Genomic DNA, 25,524 nt, shown 5'->3' with positions numbered 1-25,524 from the left:
CTGCACGTTCTGCTCGATCACGGCCCACGAGGGGCGCATCATTCAAAGCCGCAGCCAGCAGTCGGTGGTCGAAGAGATTCGCCGCATGACGGCCGACCCGGAGTTTACGGGCGTGGTCAGCGACATCGGCGGCCCGACAGCCAACATGTACCAGATGCGTTGCACACGCCCCGACGTCGAAGCCAAATGCCGGCGGCTGTCGTGCGTGCATCCGACGATTTGCAAGTTGCTTGGCGACGACCACGGGCCGCTGATTCAACTGATGCGCGCCGCGCGGCAAGAGCCGGGCGTGCGCAAGGTGTTCGTTGCCAGCGGCATTCGCATGGACCTGGCGCGGCGCAGTCCGGAGTACATGCGCGAGCTGACCGAACATCACGTCGGCGGTCACTTGAAGGTCGCGCCCGAACATGTCGACCCCAACGTGCTGAACCTGATGAAGAAGCCCGATGCCGACGACTTCCTGGAATTCACCAACGAGTTCCGCAAGGCGTCACAACGGGCCGGCAAGAAGCAGTACCTGGTGCCGTACTTCATCGCCAGCCACCCGGGCAGCGACATCGACGCCATGATTGAAGTGGCGCTATTCCTGAAGCGGAACGGCTACCGGCCCGACCAGGTCCAGGACTTTATTCCCAGCCCGTTCGATATCGCGGCGTGCATGTATCACACCGGCATCGACCCAATGACCCGGAAGCCCGTCTATGTGGCCCGCGCGGTGCGCGACCGGAAGATGCAACGGGCATTGCTGCAATTCTTCAAGCCGGACAATTACTTCGAGGTCCGCCGCGCGCTCGAACACGCCGGCCGGCACGACCTGATCGGCGCCGGCTGCGATTGCCTGATTCCGGCCAACCCGCCGCGCGAGGCCTTGCACGCCCGCCGCGAGCAAGCCAACCGCGACTTGGAACAGAAAAGCCGCCCGCGCGGCGACAAAGGCCGCACCTCGCGCCATCAAGCAGGCTCGGCCGAACCCAAAGCCGGCTATCGCCCGGGGCGCAAAACCGCCCGAAGAAGGTCGCGCTAGACGTAAACTTCAACACGACAAAATGGTTTTTCCGAGCAGTATTGAATAATGGAAACAAAGTCCCAGGGCTCGGACGTTGGCGCGTATCAGGAATTACATGATCGTCTTCAAGCGACAAGGCGAGGAATCTGTGGGCTGATTCAGATGTTTGGAAGGCACAAAGCGGATAACTCCGTTGATGATTTGAAATGCGACGTTCTGATCTTCGTTTCCACGCAGACAGAGCGTGAGCAGCTTGAAAATGGTGCGAGAGAGCTTGGAATTCTGTTCGATGAACGGAACGACGCGCGTGTAGGAACCTACTTCAACCTGGGAACGATTGGCCCCAACCGTGTGCGAGCGGTCAAGACGCGCATGGGATCGTTGTTCCATCAAGGGTCGGCCTCGCAAGCTATCATTCTTCGGGCCGCGAGTTCGGCGACCTCAATCATCCAAGTCGGAATGGCGTTTGGGATCGACCGAAACGCACAGCAGCACGGAGACGTACTCGTTTCGAAATGGATATTCCCATATGATTATCGCGTAATCGAGCATGCCCCAGCGCAAAACGGCCAACCAGATCGCTACATCATCGATTACCAAGAAACGAAGAAGTTCTCCCCTAAACAGTCACTCCTCAACCTGCTCGAACGGGAACGCAAGGAGGGCAAGCACAGCTTCACGACCCACTCCGGGGGCATACTATCTGGCGGTTCTCGAATCCGCAGCCAGCTATACTTGCGAGAGTTGTTGGCCGCTATCACCGGTGGTACGAGCCTCGGTGGTTACGTAGGCGGCGAGATGGAAGGCGTCGGCTTGTTGTCGGCAAGCAAGAAAGCCGAACCTGTTTGGGTTGTGGTGAAAGGGATCTCCGACTTTGCGGATGACCAACAACGCGTGGAAGTCAAAGGCAGGCGGGCGGAAGCATGCCTTAACGCCGTTCGATTCGTCCTTGCGGCGCTCAAGAAAGCTGACAGTGTACTTACCGAGTAATTGGAGATAGCACATGCCCGATTTGGATAGCTATTTCAAGACAGAAAGGACCGAGCGATACAGCCACCCGCTCGTCCGCCTCCTTGATTTTCAACAGCAGAAACCGGAGTTCAGCGCGGCAAGGATCCAGATCATTCGACCGCGAGCAGCATTGGGCTTTGAGCCTGCCCAACTGTCGCTTCAGTTCTTCAACAAGCAAGACCAAATATATGACTACAAGACCGAGGCTTGGGACGCAGAATTAAACGAAGCGCTTCTAGGTCGCAAAGTTCGTGCCACCGATGAGTCGAACGAGATTCAGCGATTCGGATTGCGCCTAGATGCCGCACTCCAACAGCCTGAAAGCCGATACGGCGATGGTTTCTTCAGCGCAGTCATGCTGCTTGTGGTCGACCAGAGTCCGTTTGCGAATATCGATCCCGTACGGGAAATAAGGCCGTACATCTCAACAAACAGACCTTACGACGGTGGCCATTCTGCGGAAGATTGCAGCATGATGATCCAGGCAGCACTGCAAGATCAATGGATTGCGCTGCGTAGGGACCTTGGATACGACGAGGTGAACGCCGAACGTATTTTGGCAGGAGCACTCGCATATTACCTCGACGAGCGATTCAGTGTCACTGACGGGCGAAAGCTCGGTTGGTTGAAGTCGAAGTGATAATTAGAAAGCGTGCGGCAATTTGGAGATTGCAGCCCGGCATACTCATAACATCGCGGCGTTCATGTACCACGCCGGGCTCGACCCGATAGCCCGCCTGCGTGGCTCGGGCGCGAGCAAGCCGTGGACGCCCCCAACGACGCTCGGCCTTCCATGTCGACATAAGATGCACCGTGTGCCCTACGGGGAGTCGCACCGCTGAGTGCGCCAATCGCTTCGCGCAAAAATTAGCCCCCGGTCAATGACCGGAGGCTTTGTGGCATCCAACACGAGGCGCCCTGAACAATACTGAAGAGCTTCGCGGCGATTAACCACGAGCGGCTTTGCACGCGTCGGCGCACGCCACGCACTTGTCGGCGCACATCTTGCAGCATTCCATTTTGCTCTTCAGGCACATCTCGGCGCACTGCCGGCACATGCTTTCGCAAGCCGCGCAAATTTGCGCCGCGTTGGCGTACTGCTTCGACACGGCGATCGCGCACACCGAGCACATGTGGTGGCACGCGTCGCACATGGCCGAGCACTCGGGCCGGTCTACCTTGCAGCAAGCCGTGCAGTTCTTGCACGCGGCCGCGCATTCCTGACACGTCTTGACGCACGTGTCCGAAACTTTCCCTTCGGCGGCCCAAACCGAACGGGCCAAGGCCAGCGCCGTCACGCCGCCGAACAAACCAAACAAGTTACGCCGAGTGAACATGGAAGTCTTCATATCGAGAATCCTGATTGAAAGTTACGTGAACGAATAAACACAAAGTCGGGCAGACTCTTTAGCCCCCGGTCAATGACCGGGGGCGCTGTGGTCGAGAAGCGCGCAATAACTCCGCGATTCTCTCACGCGGGGCATAGCACGCGCGCAGCGCCGCCGATTAGCAGCGCCAGCGGCAGAGCAGCGGCCCCAGATCGGGCGCCGGCAGGTCGGTGAAGGGAACGACCACGGGATGCGTGCCCACCGTCATGGGCACGCCAGCGGTGTAGAACAACGGGCTCACCGCAATCGCTGGAGCAAAACGCTGCTTGCTCTCCAGCCGTGGCGCCTCGCGCGAGCAGCCACACTCGCAACCGGTCCCGTTCTGCACGGCACAGCAATTGGTCACGACCGGCGCGGGGCTGGCACTGCTTGGCTTCGCATGGCAACAACACGAACCAGCCGGCGTCTGGGGCGAGGCTTCGGCGCTCGTCTGGCCCGCTCGGCAACAAACGCTCTCAAAGCCCAACAGCCGGCAGCTGCACGCCCCCGGGGGCATGAGCAACCCCGGCAGGGCGGCGATGAGCAGCGCGGTAACGATTCGATGCATGGCGAAAGCCTCTGAAACTCTTCCATCAACACTACCGCTGTTTGCCCAGGAAAGTCAAACTGAGATTTCGCTCACCAACCAAGGCAACGGCGCCAGCACCGCCGCCCCACGAGCGGCCCATGCGTTCTAAGCCCCTTTGGCCAGAACATTAACGGCGTCATTTTGGGCAGTTGGACACCTGGGTGGAGCAATTGCCCATTCGTTGGCCAATTTCTATACTTTTGGCTCGTCGCCGCCCCCGTCGATGTACCGCCTGACCGCTCGTTCCCTGCGCTCGAAACGCTTATGGCCTATCAACGTACGTTCATTTCCCGCGATCAGGCCCAGGCTCCGTTCTATGTCGGGGCCGACCTGGGAGGAACGGGAATCAAAGTCGGGCTGGTCGACGACCTGGGGCGGTCGCTGGCTTGGACCAAGGTGCCGACCGAGGTTCCCAAGGGCCCCGAGCAAGGGGCCGCCAAGATCGGCCGTGCCGTGCTCGACGTGATTGCCCAGGCCGGCTTGCAGCCGAGCGACGTGGCCGGCGTGGGACTCGGCTCGCCCGGCCCAATGGACATCGAACAAGGGATGCTGCTCGAATCGCCCAACCTGGTCGGCTGGGAAAACTTCCGCCTGGTCGACGCGGTGGTCGCCAACTGCCACTTGCCGGTCAGCTTTGCCAACGACGCCAACGCGGCCGCGTATGGCGAATTCTGGATCGGCTGCGGCCGCGACTTTCGCAGCATTGTGATGCTGACACTCGGCACCGGAGTGGGCGGCGGGATCATTCTCGACGATCACGTGCTGGACGGTGCGAACAGCAACGGCGGCGAGTGCGGGCACATTATCATCGACTATCGTGACGACGCCCGATTGTGCGGCTGTCACCAGACCGGCCACCTCGAAGCCTATGGCAGCGCCACGGCCGTCATCAAGCGGACCCAAGAGGCGCTCGTCGCCGGACGAGCTAGCTCGATTGCCGAACGATTGGCCAGGGGCGAGCAGTTGACGCCGATCCTCGTGGGCGAAGAGGCCCAGCGCGGCGACGCCTTGGCCCTGGAAATCGTGCTCGACACAGCCAAGTATGTGGGGGTCGGCTGCGTGACGCTGATCCACGCCATCGACCCAGTCGCCGTGGTGATCGGCGGGGCGATGACATTCGGCGGCGACGCGTCCCCCCTGGGACGCCGATTTATCGAGCGAATTCGCGAGGAAGTCCGCCACCGCGCATTTCCCGTGCCGGCCGAGCGCGTACAAATTGTATATGCCACGTTGGGGGGCGACGCCGGGTACATCGGCGCCGCCGGCATCGCCCGGCTGGCGGTAAAGAACAAAGCTAAATAAGGGCGCATCGTCGGCCGGGGCCAATCTGCCAAGGCTCACTGACCGCGTCCGTTGACATTTGCCAGAGGAAATCGCCTTGCCTTTCGACGTTAAACACATCCGTAACTTCTGCATCATTGCCCACATCGACCACGGCAAAAGCACGCTGGCCGACCGGCTCATCGAGCTGACCGGCACCGTCTCGAAGCGCGAGATGCAGGAACAACTGCTCGACGACATGGAACTCGAGCGGCAGCGCGGCATCACGATCAAAGCCCGGGCCGTGTCGATGCGTTACGAGTTGAACGGCGAGCAATACGAGCTGAACCTGGTCGACACGCCAGGCCACGTCGACTTTCACTACGAAGTCTCACGCAGCCTCGCTTGCTGTGAAGGGGCGCTGCTGCTGGTCGACGCCTTCCAGGGTGTCGAGGCGCAAACCATGGCCAACGCCTATGCCGCGATCAATGCCGGCCTGACGATTGTTCCGGTGGTCAACAAGGTCGACCTGGTCCACGCGCGCACCGACGAGGTGATGGCCGAGATGGAAAGCACCCTCGGCATCGATCCGTTCGAGGTTCTGCCGTGCAGCGGCAAGACGGGCAAAGGTGTGATCGAGTTGTTACAAGCGGTCGTCGATCGGGTGCCGCCGCCGTCGGGAGACGCCGACGCGCCGCTGCAAGCGATGGTGTTCGATTCGCACTACGACGAGTTCCGCGGGGCGATCACCTATGTCCGCGTCATGCAGGGAACCGTCAAGCGCGGCCAGAAGATCCGCTTCCTCAAAGGGGAAGCCACGCACGAAGTCCTGGAACTGGGCCAGTTCGTGCCCCAGCGCAAGGCGTGCGACGAACTGGCAGCCGGCGAGGTCGGCTACCTGATCTGCAACATCAAATCGCTGGGCCAGGTCCACATCGGCGACACGGTCACCATTCCAGGGGACGAAGGGGCCAAGGCGTTGCCGGGTTATCAAGAGCCCAAGCGGATGGTCTATTGCGGTTTGTACCCTTCGGATGGCCAAGACTTCGAGGAGCTGCGCGATTCGCTCGACAAGCTGGCGATCAACGATCCCAGCTTCGAGTTCGAGCCCGAGACCAGCGACGCCTTGGGCTTCGGCTTCCGCTGCGGCTTCCTGGGCCTGTTGCACATGGAAATCGTGCAACAGCGACTCGAACAAGAGGCCGACCTCGACTTGGTGCAAACCGCGCCGAACGTGACCTATGAAATCCTGCTGACCAATGGCGAGTTGCTGCGAATTTACAATCCGCAACAGGTGCCCGACGCGGGCTCGATCAAGGAGTTTCGCCAGCCGATCGTTCGCGTCAGCTTTGTCATCCCGGTCGATCAGATCGGGCCGGTGATGCAGTTGTGTACCGACCGCCGCGGCATCTACATCAAGACCGAATACTTGGGAACCACGCGGGCGATGCTGGTCTATGATCTGCCGCTGGCCGAGGTGATTTACGACCTGCACGACAAGCTGAAGAGCGTCACCCGCGGCTACGGCACGATGGACTACGAGCTGAAGGGTTATTACGAGGCCGACCTGGTACGACTCGACATCCTGGTGGCGGGAAACCAGGTCGACGCGCTATCGATCATTTGTGATCGGCGCGACGCCGAGCGGCGCGGCCGAGCGATCGTGAAAAAGCTGCGTCAGGAAATCTCGCGGCACATGTTCGAGGTGGCCATCCAGGCGGCCATCGGCTCGCGGATCATCGCGCGCGAGACGTTGTCGGCCATGGCCAAGAACGTGACGGCCAAGTGCTATGGTGGCGACATCACGCGCAAGCGCAAGCTGTGGGCCAAGCAGCGCGAAGGCAAAAAGCGGATGAAAGCCATCGGCAACGTCGAAATCCCCCAGAAGGCGTTCCTGGCCGTGCTCGAAACGGGCAACGAGACATAAGGGAACGATCAACGCGAAACGATGAACGATGAACGAGCGGACAACAGGATGGCGAGTATTTCGACGAGCTGTCTTAATTTGCGGCTGGCTGGCGCTTGCTGGCGTGATTTGGATGCTCGTCGATATCGCTTCTGAATCTTAAATGGCGGTGATCGTGGTCGCCGATTAGCCAGCTCAGCGTCACGCTTGCGTCCCCCATTTATCGTTCATCGTTTCGCGTTTATCGTTTCCTCCGCACATTCCACCCTCTTCCGTCTTTCGGCCCGATCGGCTAAACTACGCAATTCGTTTGTAGGTCAACTTTTATCGCATTCCGTTCTCAGGGTCGTGTGTCATGGCTAAGTCGAAGAAGAAGGTCGAAACCGTGTTTCTCGTCTGCGACGAAACCGGCGACTACAACTACACCATTCGTCACAAGCAAGGTGGCGAGAAGCTGAAGCTCAGCAAGTACAGTCCGCGGCTGCGCAAGCACACGCCCCATACCGAAAAGAAGAAGTAAATTTCGCCGCGCGTGATCGCGCGCGGCGAATGTCCTTTAGCCCCCGGTCAATGACCGGGGGCCGACGCTCCCCCAGTGCGAGCATTCTTCCCACGCGGTCAGTTTCGCTGCTCGAACAGCAACCACGGAATCGGTTCTGATGACCCGTAAATGTTGGCGCATCGCCCCGCGCGATCTCGACCGCCAACACGCCCTACAGCGTGCCGCCGGTGTCTCGCCGATCGTGGCCCAACTGCTGCTCAGTCGTGGCGTCGATACGGCCGAAACGGCCCGGCTGTTTCTGGAAGCCAAGCTCAGCAACTTGCGCGACCCGTCGCTGTTGCCCGGCGTGACAGCCGCGGCCGAAGCGATCTACGTGGCCATCGAAGCCCGCGAGCGAATCGTCGTCTATGGCGATTACGACGTCGATGGGATGACAGCCACCAGCATCTTGTCACAGTGCTTGAAACTGCTCGGCGCTGACGTCGGCACCTACGTCCCCAGCCGGATGGAAGAAGGCTACGGGCTCAATGACGAGGCGCTGCGCACATTGGCCGCACAAGGGGCCAAGCTGGTCATCACCGTCGACTGTGGCATTGCCAGCCCCAGCGAAGCAGCCACCGCGGCCCAGATCGGCCTGAAGCTGATCATCACCGATCATCACGAGCCGGGCCCCGAGTTGCCCCAGGCGGTCGCGCTCGTTCACCCGCGATTGCCCGGCACGAACTATCCGTTCGGCGGGCTCTGCGGCGCCGGCGTGGCGTTCAAGCTGGCCTGGGCTATTTGCCAGCGGGCCAATAACTCGACCAAGGTCTCGGAACGGATGCGGGCGTTCCTGGTCCAAGCGGTCGGCCTGGCGGCCATCGGCACCGTGGCCGATTGCGTGCCGCTGGTTGACGAGAATCGCGTCCTGGTCCAGTACGGCCTGCGGTCGCTGAAAGAGAACGCCGGGCTGGGGCTGACGACGTTGATGAAGCTGGCCAATCTTGCCGACAAGCCCGCCCTCGACGCCGAAGACATTGGCTTTACAATCGCCCCGCGGTTGAACGCCGCCGGCCGATTGGGGCAGGCGCAACTGGGCATCGAGCTGCTGACGACCACTTCCGAGTCGCGCGCCACGGCGCTGGCCGAATACCTGAACGAGTTGAACTCCAGCCGCCAGAGCCTGGAGCGGAGCATTTACCTGGCGGCCAACAAGCAGGCCCAGGAAAAGTTCGATCCTGAGAACGATCCAGCCCTGGTGCTGGCCGATTACGATTGGCACCCGGGCATTATCGGCATCGTCGCCGGGCGCTTGGTCGAGAAGTTCCACCGCCCGGTGATCCTGGTGGCCCTCGACAAGCTGGGGGTGAAGCCAGGAACCGGCTCGGCCCGCAGCGTGCCAGGTTTCGCGCTGCACGAAGCGCTGGCCGGCTGCAGCCAATGGCTGGTCGGTCACGGCGGTCACGCGATGGCGGCGGGGCTGAAGGTCGAAGAGCGGAAGCTCGACACGTTCCGCGAACAGTTCTGCCAACTGGTCCTCGACCAGGAAGAAGCGCCGGCGCGACAAGCCGAACTGCTGATCGATGCCGAGTTGCCGCTGGGCCTGCTGACGCATGCCACGGTCGAGCAGATTGAAAGCCTGGCCCCGTTTGGCCAGGGGAATCGCCGGCCGTTGTTTTGCGCCACGGGGCTGTCGCTGTGCGAGCCTCCCAAGCAAATCGGCGGCGGCGGGCGGCATTTGTCACTACGGCTTGAACAGGACGGCGTTCGCATGCGCGGCGTGGCGTTCGGAGGCGGCGAATGGCTCGAAGAGCTAACGGCGATCGATGGCCCGATCGACGTGGTCTTCCGCCCGACGATCAACACCTTCCAAGGCGCGCGGCGCGTCGAAGTGCAAATCAGTGACTGGCGAGCGACGAAAGCAGCCGAAGCGCTGAGCTAGGCGAATCGAACGGCCCTACGGTGCGCCGTGGTATCGCCGGTTGAAGACATCGGCGTCGAAGGGATCGCGAGGCTTGAATGCCGCATCATTTTTCGCGGCCGCGGCGGTCGCCGACTTGGCTGGCGCTTCGCCTTCTTTGGCCGGCGCGTTGTCGACCACGGCGGTGTCCAACAGGCTCGCGTTCGGTCGGGCCGGTGAGTTCTGCAAGAGCGTCTCGCCGCGTTCGTCGGGGCGCTTGACGGTTTGTTGCGGCCGCGCGTCCAGGGGCACCGACGAACGGGACACGCGATAGACCCAGGCGACAAGCTGCCGATACTGGGTCATTTCATGGCTCGTAAACAGCGGCGTCTTGCGACCCCCGTGCTCCTTGAGAGGCACGGTCAGTAGCGGACTCGCAGCGGGGTTCGACATGTCGACCTGAGCGATGGCCGCGTGCAAATTGCGCTGGGTCAGGCGGCGACTTGGCGTCCGCCCCATGGGAATCCGGAACAAGCTCAGCCTGTTCGTCGCGTTGGGCCCGTGACAACCCGTGGTTGTACAACTGTTGATCAACAACGGCTGAACCGAGTGAGTGAAGGTGTCGACGGTCCCTTCGGGTAACGACCGGACCAGGCGATCAAGCTCTTCGTTCGAGACGCTCTTGGCGCTGGTGGCCTCGGGCGGTGCATCGTCGACTTCGGTCATGGCCGACTGCAAGCGACGTTCGACCAACGGAATCTTGGGATGGGTCGGATCGAGCTGCATGGCGACGCTGATTTCACGCGCCGCCGGGTTGAACAGCTTGTAGCGGACGCACCACAGCGCCAGTTCCAGGTGCTCGTGCGCTTCGGCGTTGGTGATCGCGGCGCGCTTCCGCTCGTAGGCTTCTTCCAGACTGCGACAAACCAGGTCGACGTCGGCCGCCTTGATTCTGATCTCGCCGGTGTCGATGGCGATGATGTACTGGTCGCCGGCCCGGGCGATCTTGCCATGGATCGTCTGGCCATTGGCCAGGATCAGAACACCATCGATGGGGGCCAGATCGATCTGCTGTTGCGCGCGCGCCAGCGCGGGCAGCGTCAACAGGCAAGCGATCACAATGAGGCGGTGGCGAAACATGGGGCCGGAAAGTACGTAAATCATTGCTATTAGTCAAGCTCGGTTCACACCCGGCCGGCCGACAATGGCCCAGAAAAGGTTGTCAGAAACCGGGCGGCTCAACTAGACTAAGGTTCTGCCCGCCTGCCGCATTTACCCCCGCCGTGAGCCGTTGATGAGTGCCCCTCGCTTGCGCCATCGCCCCTTGGGGTTCGCCCGTCTGGCGCTGTTGCTGCTGACGATCGCATTGATGTCGTGGACTGCGCCTGCGGTTCGCGCGGCCGACACGGTTAGCTTCGAGCGGGACGTGATGGCGGTGCTGTCGCGCACCGGCTGCAACCAGGGGGCCTGCCACGGCAACCAGAACGGCAAGAACGGCTTTAAGCTTTCGCTGCGCGGCCAGTCCCCCGAGATCGATTACCGGATTCTGCTGCGCGAGCAATTCAATCGCCGCGTCAACGTCGAGCAACCAGAGCAGAGCCTGCTGCTGTTGAAGGCCATCGCGGCCGTGCCCCACGGGGGCGGCGCGCGGTTCCGGCCCGGCTCGCTGGAATACAACACTCTGCGCGATTGGATCGCCCAGGGCGCGCCGAGCGACCCGGCCGATCTCCCCAAACTCGTCGGCATCAAGGTCGAGCCGCGCGTGCGATTCGTCCCAGCCAACGAGACCGAAGTGCCCATCCGAGCGGTCGCCAAGTTTGCCGATGGCGCCGAGCGCGACGTGACACGCTGGGCGGTCTATACACCGTCGACGCCGATCGTCACGGTTTCGCCCGATGGCGTTGTCACGCGCCAGCAATTCGGCGAGACGTCGGTGCTGGTGCGCTATTTGCACCAGCAAGCGACGGCGCGCCTGGCCTTTGTCTCGGAACATGCCGATTTCCGCTGGCCGAACCCGCCGGTCAAAAACGTCGTCGACAAGTTCGTGATGCAAAAGCTCGAACGCTTGCGCATTGCGCCGTCACAGCTGTGTACCGACACGGTGTTCGCCCGGCGAGCCTACCTCGACCTGCTCGGTCGTTTACCCTCGATTGACGAGGCCGGGCAATTTGCCGCCGACACCGCAGCTGACAAGCGGGCCAGGCTGATCGACGCATTGCTCGAGGAGCCCGAGTTCGCCGACTTTTGGGCGATGAAGTGGGCAGACTTGCTGCGGGCCGAGGAGCGAACGCTCGACCGCAAAGGGGTTCAGGCTTTTCACCATTGGATTCGGCAGGCGATTGCCGAAGGGCAACCGCTGAACGAGTTCGCGGCCGACATGCTCGACGCGCGGGGCAGCACGTACAGCAACCCGCCGACCAATTTCTATCGCGCTCATCGCGACCCGATCACCCGCGCCGAGGCGATTGGCCAGGTGTTCCTGGGCGTACGGCTGCAATGCGCCCGCTGTCACAACCACCCGTTCGATCACTGGACGCAAGACGATTACTACCGCTGGGCAGGCGTTTTTGCCCGAGTGGACTACAAGATCGTCGAAAACCGCCGTAATGACCGCAACGACAAACATGAGTTTGACGGCGAGCAGATCGTCTACGTCACGGAAACTGGCGAGGTCAAGAATCCCGACACCGGCAAGGACGTGCCGGCCCAGTTGCTGGCCACGAAGAAGCCGCTCGATTCGGGGGCCGACCGCCTGGAATCGCTGGCCGACTGGATTCGCCAGCCGAACCATCCGCTGTTCGCGCCGGTGCAAGTGAACCGCATCTGGTTCCACCTGATGGGGCGCGGGCTGGTCGAGCCGATCGACGACTTCCGAGCCACCAATCCGGCCAGCCATCCCGAGCTGCTCGACGCATTGGTCGCTGAGTTTAAGTCGCACCGCTTCGACTTGCGGCATCTGATCCGCTTGATCATGAACTCGCACAGTTACCAGATGGCGTCCGAAACCAACAGCACCAACGCCGATGACGAGCTGAATTACTCGCACCAGGTGGCCCGGGCCTTGTCGGCCGAACCATTGCTCGACGCGCTGCACCAGGCGACCGGCACGCCGTCCCGCTTCAAGGGGTTTCCGGCGGGCTTGCGCGCCGTGCAGATCCCGGGCTTGCGAACCGACAAATCGCGCAACGGTGCGATCGGCCCCGAGGAGCAATTCCTGCTCAAGTTCGGCAAGCCGGCCCGGCAGTTGTCGTGCGAATGCGAGCGGTCGAGCGACGTGACGCTGGGACAGACGTTCCAGATGGTCTCGGGGGGCGTGGTGAACGAGCTGTTGACCGCGGCCGACAATCGGATCGCCCGGGCGATTACTGACAAGCAAAGCGACGACCAGATTATCGACCAATTGTTCTGGGCCACGCTCAGCCGGCCGCCGAGCGCCGAGGTGCGCGGCGCGCTGGCCTCGCACGTGGCCCAGCAAAAGGATCGCCGCCAAGGACTGGAAGACGTGCTGTGGAGCCTGGTGAACTCGAAAGAGTTCTTGCTGCGGCAATAGTGGCATCACTGCGAGCATCTGCTGTATGCGACGATTCATCGCCATTTTTGGCCTGATACTCGCCGTTTGTGCAACGGCACGCGCCGACGACACCTGGCCGCAGTTTCGCGGGCCGGGCGGGCAGGGGCACGCTCAAGCAACTGGCCTGCCGACCGCGTTCAGCGAATCCGAGAACGTCGTCTGGCGCTGCCCGCTGCCGGGCGAGGGCTGGTCGTCGCCGGTCAGTGACGGTCGGACGATCTGGATGACCACGGCGGTCCCGGTCGGAGAAGACAAGCTCAGCCTGCGGGCACTAGCCGTTGACGTGGCCAGTGGCAAGCTGGTGCATGAGATCGAGCTGTTGCCAACGCTCGTCGCCGTGCCCAAGAACACCAAGAACTCGCACGCCTCGCCCACGCCGGTACTCGAAGCGGATCGGCTTTACACGCACTTTGGCACCTATGGCTCGGCCTGCGTCGATACCAAGACTGGCAAAGTGTTGTGGACCAACACTGACTTGCCTGTCGACCACAAGGAAGGCCCGGGCAGTTCGCCAATTATCTACGGCGAACTGATGATCTTCCACGGCGACGGCACCGACGTGCAGTTCATTGCCGCGCTTAATAAGAGTACTGGCAAGCTGGCCTGGAAGACGGCCCGTTCGGCTGCACTGGCCGAGCGCGATGACTTTCGCAAGGGTTACTGCACGCCGCTAGTGATCAACGTCGGCGGGCGCGACCTGCTGGTCAGTCCGGCCGCCTGGCACGTGTTTGCCTATGAGCCGCTGACCGGCAAGGAAGTTTGGGTCTTTGACTACCAGCCGGGCTTTTCCAACGTGCCGCGGCCGCTGTTCGGTCACGGGCTGCTGTACATTTGCTCGGGCTACAACAAGACGACGCTGTACGCCATTCGCCCCGAGGGAGTTGGCAACATCACCGAGACGAATGCCGCCTGGAAGTTTCCCAAGGCCGTGCCCCAGAACCCTTCGCCGTTGTTGATTGGCGATTTGATCTACATGGTGGCCGACAAGGGAATCGCTTCATGTGTCGACGCCAAGACGGGTGAGTCGGTCTGGACTGAACGGCTGGGGGGCAACTTCTCGGCCTCGCCGGTGTTCGCCGACGGCAAGATTTACTTTGGCAGCGAGGAAGGCAAGTTCTACGTCCTGGCGCCGGGTCGCGAGTACAAGCTGCTGGCCGAGAATCAACTTGGCGCTCGGCACATGGCCTCGCCCATGGTCCTGGGGCGGGCCCTTTACCTGCGAACCGACGCGGCCTTGTACCGGCTCGAACAGGGGGGCGCTCCGGCGGCCGCCCAAGCCAAAAACTAATGTTCGCCAAGCCACTACAGTTCCAGCAGCACAAGCTCAGGGAACCCATCCCCGAGGCCTACAAACCGCTGAAATCCCGAATCACTCTCCCCGGTCGCCGCGGCCGGAGTTAAACTGTTCACACCCTGCCCAAATCCCCGCCTTGCCATAAAGGATTCCGGAACGATGACCCGCCCGAAATCGAGTTTCGTCCGTGTCTTGATCTGCCTGGTTGGCGTTGTCGTCACCGGCGGCGTGTTGACCGCGCTGGCCGCTGACTCGTCCAAGAAAAACTACTTGCTCGACTGGCCGCAATGGCGCGGTCCCAATCGCGATGATCTGAGCACCGACACCGGCTTGCTGCGCGAGTGGCCCACCGACGGCCCCAAGCTACTCTGGAAAGCCTCCGGCCTGGGGACCGGCTTCTCGAGCATCTCGATCGCCGGCGATCGCATCTACACCATGGGCGAACGGGGCGAGGATCAGTTGGTCTTTGCCCTGAGCCGCCAGGACGGCAAGGAACTGTGGGCGACGGTCATCGGCCCCAAGTGGAAGGACGCCAACTACTCGGGTCCGCGCTGCACGCCGACCGTCGATGGGAACCTGCTCTATGCCGTGGGTACCAGCGGCGATTTGATCTGTCTGGAAACCGCCACCGGCAAGACCGTTTGGAAGAAGAACTTCGAGAAGGATTTCGGTGGCAAGATGATGTCGGGCTGGGGCTTCAGCGAGTCGCCGCTGGTCGATGGGGACAAGCTGCTGTGTACCCCGGGCGCGCAAAACGCGATGGTCGCCGCGCTGAACAAGAAGACCGGCGCCAAGATTTGGGCGACCGAAGTTCCCTCGAACGACGCCGAGGGCAAGCCGTTCCTGGGCGAAGGTGGCAAGGACGGGGCGGCGTACTCGTCGATCGTCAATTCGAACTCCGGCGGTGTGAAGCAGTACATCACCCTGGTCGGACGCGGCGTGATCAGCGTCGATGCCAAGAACGGCAAGCTGCTGTGGCACTATAACCGGATCACCAATCCGACCGCGGTGATTCCGACGGCCATCGTCAACGGCGACTATGTGTTCGCGTCGAGCGGCTACAAAGAAGGGGGCACCGCGCTGCTCAAGATCGCGCGCAAAGGGACCAAGTTTGAAGCCGAGGAGGTCTATTACCATCCCGGCAAGGAAATGCAGAACCACCACGGCGGCATGGTGATGCTGGGCGACTACATTTTTCTGGGCCACGGACACAACAAGGGGATCCCGATGTGTGTCGAGTGGAAGACCGGCAAGATCGTCTGGCAAGTCGAAGGACGCCCAGTCGGCAGCGGTTCGGCGGCGGTGACCTATGCCGACGGGCACATGTACTTCCGCTACCAGGACGCCACGATGGCGCTCATCGAAGCGTCGCCCGATGGTTACAAGTTGAAGGGAACCTTCAAGATTCCCGACTCGGAAAAGCCGAGTTGGCCCCACCCGGTGGTGCTGGGCGGGAAGCTATATTTGCGCGAGCAGGACGCGTTACTGTGTTACGACATCAAGTCGTAATCTCGGCGTCAGGCTTTTGGCTAACTAACGAACTGAACCTTTAGCCCCCGGTCAATGACCGGGGGCTTTGTGTTTGCCAACACCACAAATCAGCGAAGCGTGTGGCGTCCAAACCAAGGTGATCCCGGTACTCGTTTCGTGTGCCGAGAATTGCAGCATTGATTCTTGCGCAATGTCGCGCGCCCCCGGTCATTGACCGGGGGCTAAAGGAGGGACAATTCCGCGGTCTGATTCGCCCCCGGCGGGGTTTCATCGTGAGGGCTGTGCCAAACCAGCGCCGCATGAAAATGGCGGCTCACATAAACTCTTCCTCACTTCTCAAACCGGGAGTCGATGCGATGTTACGCTCGCGATCCTTGTCAACGCTTGTCATGGGCGGCGTGTTGTTCTTCTCGGCTGCGGCTTGGCTGGCGGCCCAAGAATCGACGCCGATCGACTGGAACCGGGCCCGGCAGCTTCACCAGCGCGCCACCAGCGGCGAAAAGTTGTCGGCCGATGAACAGGCCTATTACGACCGGGCCAAGGCCGAAATGCGCGCCGGGCGCGGCCCCGGCAATCAGCCCGGCCGACAGAATCAACCCGGCGGTCCAGGCCAGAACGCCCCGGGGGGCAATTCCCCCAATGGCAACGCGCCGCCGGCCAAGGAATCGACCGGGATGACGCCCCTGACCGAGTTGGGGAGCAATCAATACAAAGGGCAAGACGGCGGACTCTACGGCGGCGGCCGAAACGAACCGACCTCCGAGCACTGCGCCATGATCGACCAGCAGCTCAAGCAGATTCAACCGCTGAACGCGCAAGGCGAACCTGCCGCCGATGGCAAGATCGTGCTGGTCTCGATTGGCATGTCGAATACCACGCAAGAGTTCTCGGCGTTCATGCGCGCGGCCGCCGACGACCCCAAGAAGTCCAAGCAGGTCGTGCTGGTCGACGGGGCGCAGGGTGGCCGCGTGGCGTCGGTGTGGGCTCGCGGCGCCGTTGGCGTGCCAGCGGGCATACGACCGCCGCAGGGTGTCGATCCCTGGCCGGTCCTCGACCAGCGGCTGCAATCGGCCGGCGTCAGTCCCAACCAGGTCCAGGCCGCCTGGATCAAGCACGCCCAGGCCAACCCGGCCGCGCAAGGCGACTTTCCCAAGCACGCCGAGGAATTGACCGAGAACATCACCCTGACGATCGAGCGCCTGAAGCAACGCTTTCCGAACTTACGCATGGCGTATCTGTCGAGCCGCATCTATGCCGGCTATGCCTCGACGCAGCTCAACCCCGAGCCGTATGCCTATGAAAGCGCCTTTGCCGATCGTTGGGTGATTCAAAACCAGGCCAAGGGGGACGTGCGGCTGAATTGCGACCCGGCCAAGGGGACAGTCGTCGCGCCGGCCGTGGTCTGGGGGCCGTACCTGTGGGGCGACGGCGTGAAGCCCCGCAGCGGCGACAAGCTGGTCTGGTTGCGCGAGGATCTGGCCGGCGACGGCACCCATCCCAGCCAATCGGGTCAGGCCAAGGTAGCCGGGCTGCTGTTGAACTTTATGCAAACCAACCCACTGGCCAGCGGATGGTATTTGGCCCGCGGCGCATCGAGCGGTCAGTAAACGCGGGCTGGTCCGGCGAGAAGTCTAACCGGGCGGTAATCTTCGCGTCCGGCGTTGCCGATTCTGGCGCACCGTCGGCCAAACGCGGCTCACTTTTCCGACCAAATCTCGGCGGGTTTCGTATACAACAGTACGAACCCGCCGCGATCGGCCCTGTGCCGGCTCACTGACCTACGCTGGTCCCTTCGCGGTGCGAACCTCCCCGTGAGGACCGTCCACGTGAACGCAACACTGCTTGCCGCTCGGCTTAAGGTTTGTCTCCTGGGGCTATGCCTGGCTTGTTCGCTCGCCGCGGCCCCCAACGCGCGGGCGGCCGACGAGGACGACGGCTGGACCGATCGGGCCATTTTGCTCAAGGAAACCGCCCGGCCGTGGGTCAACGAAAAGCGCGTCACTTGGAACGCCGTTCCGCTCCCCGGCGTGGTTCGCGAGGTCCGCGACAACTGGCTAAGCCTGGGGAACAAGACCTGGGTCACCAAGAACGAGGCGTTGCTCGTACCGGACGCCCCTGAGTATTTTGCCGGGCTGATCAAGCGCCAGCCAAACAACGTCATCGCCTACGCGCTGCGCGGCATCGCCTGGCAACTGAACGGCGAGTACGAAAACGCGCTGAAGGATTTTAACGAGGCGCTGCGATTGGAGCCTGGGAGCGCCACGGTGACGCTGCTGCGCGGCAAGGCCTATTATCAGCTCCACCGCTACGACGACGCGCTGGCCGACTTTACCGAAGCCATTCGCACCGAGCCAGGCAATCTGGTGGCGTACAACGACCGGGGCGCGACCTTGAACGCCATGGGGGAGTTCGAGCGCGCCTATTCGCAGTTCAATGAGGTGCTCCGCAAAGATCCCAAAAACGCGCTGGCCTACGCCAATCGGGGCTGCAACATGTGCGATCAAGGCAAGCTCGACGAGGCACTGGCCGACTTGAACAAGGCGATCGAGCTGAACCCCGAGATGTCATCGGCCTATTGCAACCGGGGCAAGGTGCTGACCAAGCAGGGAGACTATCCCGACGCGCTGGCCGACTTTGACAAGGCGTTGAAGATCGCGCCGCACGAATGGCCGGGCTATTACGGCTGGGCCCAGATTCGGGCCACTTCGCCGTGGGCCCAGTTGCGCGACGGCAAGCGGGCCAAGGAAATGGCGATGAAAGCCTGTGAACTTTCGCACTGGACCGAGGCGCTGCCGATCGCCACCTTGGCGGCGGCCTGCGCCGAGTTGGGCGATTTCGAGAATGCCGTGCGCTGGCAGACCAAGGCGATTGAACTGACCCCCAAGGGGAAAGACAAGCACCACAAGGAAGGAGAAAAACGGCTCGCCCTCTACAAAGAAGGAAAGCCGTACTACGAAGAGCCGGTGACGCCCAAGGCGACCGAAGAACCACTCACAGCCGATCCGAAACCGGCCCCGCAACCCGACAACGCGGACAACAAGTGATCGACGAGCGCGGTTACTTTGGCTTCCGCGCGGCCCAGGTCCAATGCCGATCGCTGGTCGGCTGGACTGTCTCGGGGGCAAAGCCCAACTCGGACACCAGAGAGCGAATCTCTTCCAGCGGCAACGCCGACGCCAACGATGCGGCGAACAAGGCCCGTTGCCGCTCGGTATCGTGAGCCGCGTAGGTCGCCACGATTTGATCGATGGCGGCCTGGTCATAGGGGCGCATCAGATCGCGAATGAACAACAGCCCACCCGGCGCCAGAACCCGGCACGCATCGGCCAACAGCAAACGCGGCTCGGGAATGTGATGGACGATGCTGTTCGACATGATCGTGGCGAAGCGACCATCGCCATAGGGCAACTCCTTGGCGTCGACGCGCTCGATGCGCACTCGCTGGGCACAGCCGGCCGCTGCCAGATTCCGCTTGGCCAAGGCCAGCATCTCGGCCGACAGATCGATGGCCACCACCCGCGCGGTCGTCGATTGCCGGCAAAGCTCGATCGGAATCTGGGCGGTGCCGCATCCCAGGTCCAGTATCTCGCTCTCTGCTGGCTGCTGGGTCAGCAGATCGGCCACGAACCGGGCATTCACCTCGCGGTGATCCATGGCGTCGTAGTCGGCGGCTTCCTCGGCCGTGTCCATCGACTCGGGTTCGAGGACACGGGGCAGGATCGAGGCGTGGGTGGCTGGTTGCGACATGAGTTGCTGTTGTTGTGGAGGTGGGAGAAACGCGCTGATGAACGCGATTTGATGCGACGATTGTCGCTGAAGATGGCGCGTTGTCCAGGGTGCGCGCGGAGTGGACCCTCATCCGGCCTTCGGCCACCTTCTCCCGGAGGGAGAAGGGTTGAGCTCGCGCCGCTCAAGCTAAGCTGAGCCTACGGACGCAGGCTGTCCCAGCGGCCGGTCATCAGGAACGCCTGCGAGGCGTCGATCACGGGCCAGCCGTCGTCGCTGATCGTCGCAGAAGCCGAGGTGTCGAGGTCGCCGGCTAGCGAGTGACCCAGCGAGGCAAAACTTGGATTCGACGCCAACAGATGTGACTCGAAAACGCTAACGATCGCCGCGGCGATTTCGGCGTTCAGCGCGGCATGGGGCGCGCGCCCAGCCGCCGGCCGGAAGGCCAGCCGCAACGACGCCAGGACCAGCCGCCAGGCCTGCGGTTCTTGTTCAGACTGGTTGCGCGCCTCGCGGGAGAACTCGATGGCCCGATCGCGGTGAGGCGCGAACAGGTCGACACAGCCGACCGAGATCAAATGCCCGACCAGCACGTCGGCCCAGCCTTCGACGCGACGACGCAGTCGGTTCAAGCTGAGCGCGTCGTGCGACGCCACCAACGATTCGTCGAGCAGGGCCGCGTAAACCTGCTGGGCCGCCAGTTGATGCGCGTGGAACAAATCTTGCGTTTCTCGCTCGCGCTCGGTGCCGGGGCGCGTTCGCGCGACGGTGACCACGAGCGTTGACCAGACGCGCAGCAGCACGTCGCTGGTGATCAGCTCTTCGCACGAGGACAAGAGCTCACTGCGTTCGAGGTCGTGTACCCCTTCGCGCGACCAGGCATCGAACGAGTGATTCCAGCGTTCGAGGCGAGCCCGCGAGGCGCGCGTGTAGCGCAAATGGGCCGCGTCAGTGAGCCGATCGGGATTGGCGACGAGCCAGTCCCCTTGCGTGGTCAGAAAAGCCGCCAATTCGATCAGTTCCCGCGCGTGCATCGTTGCCGTTCCTGGGTGTCGTCGTCCGGCCCTGAAATGAAACGCCGCTTTGGACTGCCCTGGGCGTCATGCGCCGCGGCAGTCGAAACGCTCGCTAGGGGCTCAACGCAAAGCCGATGCCAGCGACGATTCGCAGCCCATCACGCACGACAAAAAGCCCACTGCAACAATGAGTTACGGCGACAAGCAAACGACTCGCGGCGCCGCGATGTAACTCGATCGGGTGACCCGCAGCAACATTTGGCAGGCCCACCGTGTTGCGAAAAAGCATCATCCGCGCCGAGTCGCGCAAGAAGGAACTACGGCCGCTCGTATTTGAGCAGCACCGGCGTCGAGATGGGGGTTGCGTCGCTCGCGCCGATGACGGCGTCGTCGGGGCCAATGCCGGCGCCGACCACTCCCAGCCGGTTCGTAAAGATATGATCGCCGTCGTCCCCCACGTGGCACGAGGTGAGCCATTCGACGTGCCCATCCTCGAATAGGACGTTCTGCCCGCGGCACTCGTGCCACGAGCTGACTGTCAGGGTCGAGTCGATCGCATGCTGGGCCGGCGCGTCGGCCATCAGGGCATAGCTGCTCCGCTGGCGATTCAAGACGCGGTGATAGCGACCGTCGGACACGTAGCCCAGGCTATACCCGTAGCTACCGCCGACTAGTTTTTGCAGCTTTTGCAGTTGCTGGCCGCTGGCCGCGTTCAGGTCGACGAGCGTGGGCCGCTTGAGTGAAGCCTCGCTCGATCGCTTCATCGCGGGACAATGAATGTGGCGTTCGTCGAGCCAGCCGGACTCGATCAGCTTGGGGGCGTAAATGCCCGCCACAGCCAGCTTTCCTTCGGCCGGAATCTCGGGAAAGTAGCCGCCGTGTTGATCGCTGAATTGCAGCAACGCCTGGCTGAGTTCCCTCAGGTTATGCCGACAGCCACGCAACTGGGCGTGATACCGGCTGCGAGCGAAAGCTGGAAACAGCAACATTCCGATCACAAACAGCACACCGGCCGCGATGGCGACATCTTGCACGCGCCACTGGGAAGAACAGCCGAACTGGCCGGGCTTGGGACCGACCCGATCGCTGACAAAGCTACAGGTGCGCGCGGCAAGCCCGGGCGGGGGCTCGACCTGGGACGCGCGGTCCTCGGGGAACATCGACTGGCGAAGCCGTTCGAGTTCGGCCCGCAAGTCGGGATTGCGTCGCAACTCAGTTTCTAGCGCCTGCCGCTCTTCAGGTTTGAGTGAGTGCAGCAGGTAGCCGATTAACTGCTCATGCATGGCTGGCGACTATTTGCTGAGCGGCCGGGCCTGATCATCGGCCGAATGGCTTTTGTTCCACGACGCGTTCAGCTTCAAAATGGCGGAGTGGAGCCGGCTTTTCACCGTGCCGACCGGCACGCCGAGAATGTCGGCTGCTTCACGGTACTTCAAACCCTGATAGTAAATCAACGTCACCGCGCTTTGCAGTGGACCGGGCAACTCGGTGACGGCGTCTTGCATCCAGTGCCGACGTTCGTCATTGTCGAGCAGCTCGGTCGGCTCGGCCTCGTTGCCTTGCAGCACTTGCAGCAAGGTTCCCTCTTCATCGGCCGCTGTTCCTTGTCGGCGATCGAGGCTCACCAGCCGGTACCGCTTGTTGCGGCGCTGGGCATCGATCGCCTGGTTGGTGGCAATCGTATACAGCCAAGGACGGACTTTACGCCCTTCCTCAAATTGTTCGCACTTCAGGTGGATTTGGAAGAACGTGGCCTGAAAGGCGTCCTCGGCCAGCGAGGCGTCTCCCAAATACCGCCGCAGGTAGTTGAACAGCTCCCGTTCATAGCGATGGACCAACTCGTCGAAAGCGTGCCGAACCCCGGACTTCTGGTACTGGCTCAGCAGCTCTTCGTCGCTCAGATCCGACCAACTGACCGGACGCGAAGCCGCACGCTTCTCCAACGTGATGCTCTTCATTGCTACGTTTCCCGACGATGTGAGTTCGTCCGTCCCTGTGATCCGACGCGAGGCGATCGCCTTAACGCTATTTACGGCTAGAACTTGCATCATCTGGTCCTTTCTCATTTGCCCTAGGTATAAGACCCTTCAACTGACACATACCTGCCAAACCTGCGGACCTTACCGTCGATCTGTCAGTTTGGCCGTTTTTTTCCGTCTGACTCCTTGGCTTGTCATAATCGCAACTACCATGCCAGAACTTAGAACCATTCGTTTTGCCCGTGCGATTCTCCTTAGGAATGGATGCCACAAGGTATTTTACATCAATGCTTTACGTCGTTCGACTAAAGGCAACCGCTAGCGTTGTGGCGGCCTGAAAAACTGGCCTTGACACCATGAAATAATTACCACCAGCGTCGTGATTCACTCTTTAGATGCCGCCGGTGACTGTTTCGATCCGGTAAACGGGGCGGAATTTCCAGCCTATGGAAACATCGACGCAACACTATTGATTGCGGATACTTACAGCGAAACAAGACAACTGACTCCAAATCTTCTCTGGACCGGAAACTAGTTTGGAAGTTCCTTCAAAGTGACAAAACGAGCCATTCAAAGGCCGCAGGCCAATGACTGCCGATACCTGCCACGCCTGAGCTGCGACATTACATTGCGCCACATTTCTCGCAGCTTTCCACAATGTAACCCCCTGGGCTTATTCGGCGTCTCAGAACGGAATTCGGTGTAATCAAACTGATGGCGCGGTGTCGCGGACCTGACACACATTCTTCTCGTTCCGCGAGGCGGCCCAGTGGCCGTCCCGTTTTGACAATCGGGCCTCTGGGACGTTACTGTCTTATTTGAGCAAAACATGTCTCAGCGCCATGTCTTGCGCCCGCCCTGACCGCCTCCCGCCTTTGCACGCTCACCCGGTTAACGGTTGCCGCCATGGTCCGTGTTCTTGCGGCTTTTTGCCTGGCGCTCGTGGCCTTGCCGGCCCAGTTATCGGCCGAGCCGCCGCGCGCGGCCGAACTGACACGGCACGGCTTCGCCCCGGGAACCCAGCGCAAGGTGACGCTGCACGGGCAGAACCTGAAGGGGGCGATGATCGTTCATAACGACCTTTGCCTGGTGCGCGTACACGTCGTTCAGGGCTACCCTGGCACCGACCCGTCGCGTGTCGAGTTGGAAGTCGATGTGCCGGCCGAGACGCCGCTGGGCTTTTACGCCTTTCGCGTCAGCAACCAGGAAGGGATCTCGAACCCCATCGGCTTGATGGTCGACGACCTTCCCACGGTTCTCAAGGACGGTGCCCACACGACACCCGCCAAGGCACAACCGGTAAAGACACCGTCGGCCATCGAAGGGGCTGTCACGGCCGACCAGGCCGACTGCTTTCGGATTCACGCCACGGCCGGGCAATTGCTAAGCGTCGAGGCCGTGGCCCGGCGGATTGGCTCGCCGCTGGATCCTTTGATCCGGCTGCTCGATGCGCGCGGCAACGAGTTGGCCTACTCCGACGATGACGAGTCGCTGGGGGCCGACGCGCGATTCGCCCACCGCTTCAAGGAGGAAGGAGACTACGTCATCGAGATTCGCGACTCGCGTTACAGCGGCAACGGCGCGTTTCGCTATCGCCTGCGGATCGGCGACTTCCCGTTGGTCTCAAGCTGCTATCCCTTGGCTGGCATCCAGGGCAAAAAGACACTTGTAGACATTATCGGCCCCGAGGTGTCGGACGTCGCGCCCCTGGAACTGCAAATGCCCCCCACGGGCGCCGGCGAGCAATGGCTGCAGCGCGCCGCGCGCCGCGCCGGGGGGCAAAGCTCGGGAATCTTCCGCACTTTCAAGAGCAGCTATCGCGAGATCGTCGAAGTCGAGCCGAACAATACGCCCGACAACGCCCAGCGCGTCGCATATGGCACGGGCGTCAGCGGGCGTTTTCAAGCGGCCCGTGATCGCGACCAGTATCGCTTCACGGTGGCCGAGCAGGCGCCAATCGAAATCCATGCGAACACGCGGTCGTTTGGCACGCCAACGAACCTGGTGCTGCGGCTGATTGATCCGAACGGCAAAGAGATCGCGAGGGGCGACGAGGTTGCCGGCGGCGATCCCGATTACCTGATCGCGATTCGCGCGCCGAAGTCAGGGGATTACCGGCTGGTGGTTGACGAGCTGACCGGGCGTGGCGGCGCCGAGTTCGCCTATCGCGTGATGATCGGCCCTGTCAAGCGATCGTTTGATTTGACCACCGAAAAATCGGTGTTTCAGATTTCGGCTGATGGATTGATTGCCGTGCCGGTCACGGTCAAACGCAAGTATGGCTTCCAGGGCCCGATCAAGTTCGTCCTGGCCGGCTCGGTCGCGGGCTGGCGAGTGCTCGACGGAATTCCCGAAGGAAAGGACTCGGCGACGATCCGCATCGAGCCGAAGCAAAACGAGCCAACGCTGTTTGCTCATAGCTTCTATCTCATCGGCAATGCCCAGGTCGATGGCGGCAAGTCGCAGTGGGGCGTGACCCAACGCGCGGCCGTGCAACAAGAGATGCGCAAGCTCGATAATCCGCCCGACGAGTTGCTGCACGGGTTGTACTATGTGGTTGGTCCGGCCTTGCCACCGATGGTCGAATTGAATGTTGAATCGAAGACTGTCCTCGTCGAGCCGCTGGGGAAGCCGACCCAGTTGAAGGTCACCGCCAAGCGCAAAGCGGGCTTTGACGGGGCGATCGAGCTGCGGGCACGAAACCTGCCCAACGAGTTCGAGTTGAAAAAGGCTAAAATCGACAAAGGCAAGGACTCGGCCACGATCGAAATCAAGCTCGTCGAAGATACAACCAGGGATTCGCTCGCGTTTGAAGTGGTCGGCCTGTACGAACATCAAGGCCGCGCCCGAAAAGTAGTGCTGAACGATCTACAGATTGAACTGAAGCGCCCGAAATAGCTGGTGGCCACGCCGGCAGCGCATCGCAC

At 61.9% G+C, this 25,524-nt stretch carries 20 protein-coding genes; 13 read left to right on the top strand and 7 right to left on the bottom strand.

The window, feature by feature from the left end; all coding sequences use genetic code 11:
* The 3 genes from JSS27_06175 to JSS27_06165 form a co-directional block, all read left to right on the top strand.
* Positions 1–1,024, top strand: a 1,024-nt coding sequence (locus tag JSS27_06175) for a DUF3362 domain-containing protein (GenBank protein MBS0208525.1), incomplete at its 5' end; no start/stop codon positions are given.
* Positions 1,025–1,072: 48 nt separating this feature from the next.
* Complete coding sequence (locus JSS27_06170) at positions 1,073–1,996, top strand: nucleoside phosphorylase (GenBank protein ID MBS0208524.1); 924 nt, start codon at positions 1,073–1,075, stop codon at positions 1,994–1,996.
* Positions 1,997–2,009: 13 nt separating this feature from the next.
* Entirely contained in the window at positions 2,010–2,657 is a 648-nt protein-coding gene (locus tag JSS27_06165; GenBank protein MBS0208523.1) for a hypothetical protein, read from the top strand.
* A gap of 307 nt (positions 2,658–2,964) precedes the next feature.
* Here JSS27_06165 and JSS27_06160 read toward each other — a convergent pair whose 3' ends face one another.
* Together JSS27_06160 and JSS27_06155 are read right to left on the bottom strand one after the other, a co-directional pair.
* Positions 2,965–3,366 (bottom strand): hypothetical protein, encoded by a 402-nt coding sequence (locus JSS27_06160; GenBank protein ID MBS0208522.1) that lies wholly within the window; start codon positions 3,364–3,366, stop codon positions 2,965–2,967.
* A gap of 157 nt (positions 3,367–3,523) precedes the next feature.
* The gene (locus tag JSS27_06155) at positions 3,524–3,952 is read right to left on the bottom strand and encodes a hypothetical protein (protein ID MBS0208521.1); all 429 of its coding nucleotides are present in this window, start codon (positions 3,950–3,952) and stop codon (positions 3,524–3,526) included.
* Between the two features lie 285 nt (positions 3,953–4,237).
* Here JSS27_06155 and JSS27_06150 point away from each other — a divergent pair, with 285 nt between their 5' ends.
* The 4 genes from JSS27_06150 to recJ all read left to right on the top strand — a co-directional run bounded on the left by JSS27_06150 (position 4,238) and on the right by recJ (position 9,562).
* On the top strand, positions 4,238–5,275 hold the full coding sequence (locus JSS27_06150) for an ROK family protein (protein ID MBS0208520.1): 1,038 nt from the start codon (positions 4,238–4,240) through the stop codon (positions 5,273–5,275).
* Between the two features lie 76 nt (positions 5,276–5,351).
* Positions 5,352–7,160, top strand: a complete 1,809-nt coding sequence (lepA, locus tag JSS27_06145) for an elongation factor 4 (GenBank protein MBS0208519.1) — start codon at positions 5,352–5,354, stop codon at positions 7,158–7,160.
* A 334-nt stretch (positions 7,161–7,494) separates the two neighbouring features.
* Positions 7,495–7,659: a 50S ribosomal protein L33 gene (rpmG, locus tag JSS27_06140; protein ID MBS0208518.1), complete on the top strand. Its 165-nt coding sequence runs from the start codon at positions 7,495–7,497 to the stop codon at positions 7,657–7,659.
* A 139-nt stretch (positions 7,660–7,798) separates the two neighbouring features.
* Entirely contained in the window at positions 7,799–9,562 is a 1,764-nt protein-coding gene (gene recJ / locus JSS27_06135; GenBank protein MBS0208517.1) for a single-stranded-DNA-specific exonuclease RecJ, read from the top strand.
* 15 nt (positions 9,563–9,577) lie between these two features.
* On the opposite strand, the gene JSS27_06130 is transcribed toward recJ, so the two are convergent.
* Complete coding sequence (locus JSS27_06130) at positions 9,578–10,660, bottom strand: hypothetical protein (protein MBS0208516.1); 1,083 nt, start codon at positions 10,658–10,660, stop codon at positions 9,578–9,580.
* Between the two features lie 154 nt (positions 10,661–10,814).
* Between JSS27_06130 and JSS27_06125 the strand changes: the two genes are divergently transcribed.
* The 5 genes from JSS27_06125 to JSS27_06105 all read left to right on the top strand — a co-directional run bounded on the left by JSS27_06125 (position 10,815) and on the right by JSS27_06105 (position 18,920).
* Positions 10,815–13,070: a DUF1549 domain-containing protein gene (locus JSS27_06125; protein MBS0208515.1), complete on the top strand. Its 2,256-nt coding sequence runs from the start codon at positions 10,815–10,817 to the stop codon at positions 13,068–13,070.
* Positions 13,071–13,095: 25 nt separating this feature from the next.
* Positions 13,096–14,379: a PQQ-like beta-propeller repeat protein gene (locus JSS27_06120; protein MBS0208514.1), complete on the top strand. Its 1,284-nt coding sequence runs from the start codon at positions 13,096–13,098 to the stop codon at positions 14,377–14,379.
* Positions 14,380–14,544: 165 nt separating this feature from the next.
* Positions 14,545–15,894 (top strand): PQQ-like beta-propeller repeat protein, encoded by a 1,350-nt coding sequence (locus tag JSS27_06115; GenBank protein ID MBS0208513.1) that lies wholly within the window; start codon positions 14,545–14,547, stop codon positions 15,892–15,894.
* A gap of 338 nt (positions 15,895–16,232) precedes the next feature.
* Positions 16,233–17,483 (top strand): hypothetical protein, encoded by a 1,251-nt coding sequence (locus JSS27_06110; GenBank protein ID MBS0208512.1) that lies wholly within the window; start codon positions 16,233–16,235, stop codon positions 17,481–17,483.
* Positions 17,484–17,702: 219 nt separating this feature from the next.
* Positions 17,703–18,920: a tetratricopeptide repeat protein gene (locus JSS27_06105; GenBank protein ID MBS0208511.1), complete on the top strand. Its 1,218-nt coding sequence runs from the start codon at positions 17,703–17,705 to the stop codon at positions 18,918–18,920.
* Between the two features lie 13 nt (positions 18,921–18,933).
* Here JSS27_06105 and JSS27_06100 read toward each other — a convergent pair whose 3' ends face one another.
* The 4 genes from JSS27_06100 to JSS27_06085 all read right to left on the bottom strand — a co-directional run bounded on the left by JSS27_06100 (position 18,934) and on the right by JSS27_06085 (position 22,576).
* A complete protein-coding gene (locus tag JSS27_06100; protein MBS0208510.1) occupies positions 18,934–19,623 on the bottom strand; it encodes a class I SAM-dependent methyltransferase in 690 nt (229 codons plus the stop codon).
* Between the two features lie 179 nt (positions 19,624–19,802).
* Positions 19,803–20,636, bottom strand: a complete 834-nt coding sequence (locus JSS27_06095) for a hypothetical protein (GenBank protein MBS0208509.1) — start codon at positions 20,634–20,636, stop codon at positions 19,803–19,805.
* A gap of 299 nt (positions 20,637–20,935) precedes the next feature.
* On the bottom strand, positions 20,936–21,901 hold the full coding sequence (locus tag JSS27_06090) for a hypothetical protein (protein MBS0208508.1): 966 nt from the start codon (positions 21,899–21,901) through the stop codon (positions 20,936–20,938).
* Positions 21,902–21,910: 9 nt separating this feature from the next.
* On the bottom strand, positions 21,911–22,576 hold the full coding sequence (locus JSS27_06085) for an RNA polymerase sigma factor (protein MBS0208507.1): 666 nt from the start codon (positions 22,574–22,576) through the stop codon (positions 21,911–21,913).
* A gap of 927 nt (positions 22,577–23,503) precedes the next feature.
* On the opposite strand from JSS27_06085, the gene JSS27_06080 reads away from it, so the two are divergent.
* A complete protein-coding gene (locus JSS27_06080; GenBank protein ID MBS0208506.1) occupies positions 23,504–25,495 on the top strand; it encodes a PPC domain-containing protein in 1,992 nt (663 codons plus the stop codon).
* The last annotated feature ends 29 nt before the right edge of the window (positions 25,496–25,524 follow it).

The sequence above is a fragment of the Planctomycetota bacterium genome, assembly GCA_018242585.1.
Taxonomy (GTDB): Bacteria; Planctomycetota; Planctomycetia; order Pirellulales; family PNKZ01; genus JAFEBQ01.
Note: the sequence above shows the minus strand (reverse complement) of the source record. Positions and strands in the feature narration are given on the sequence as shown.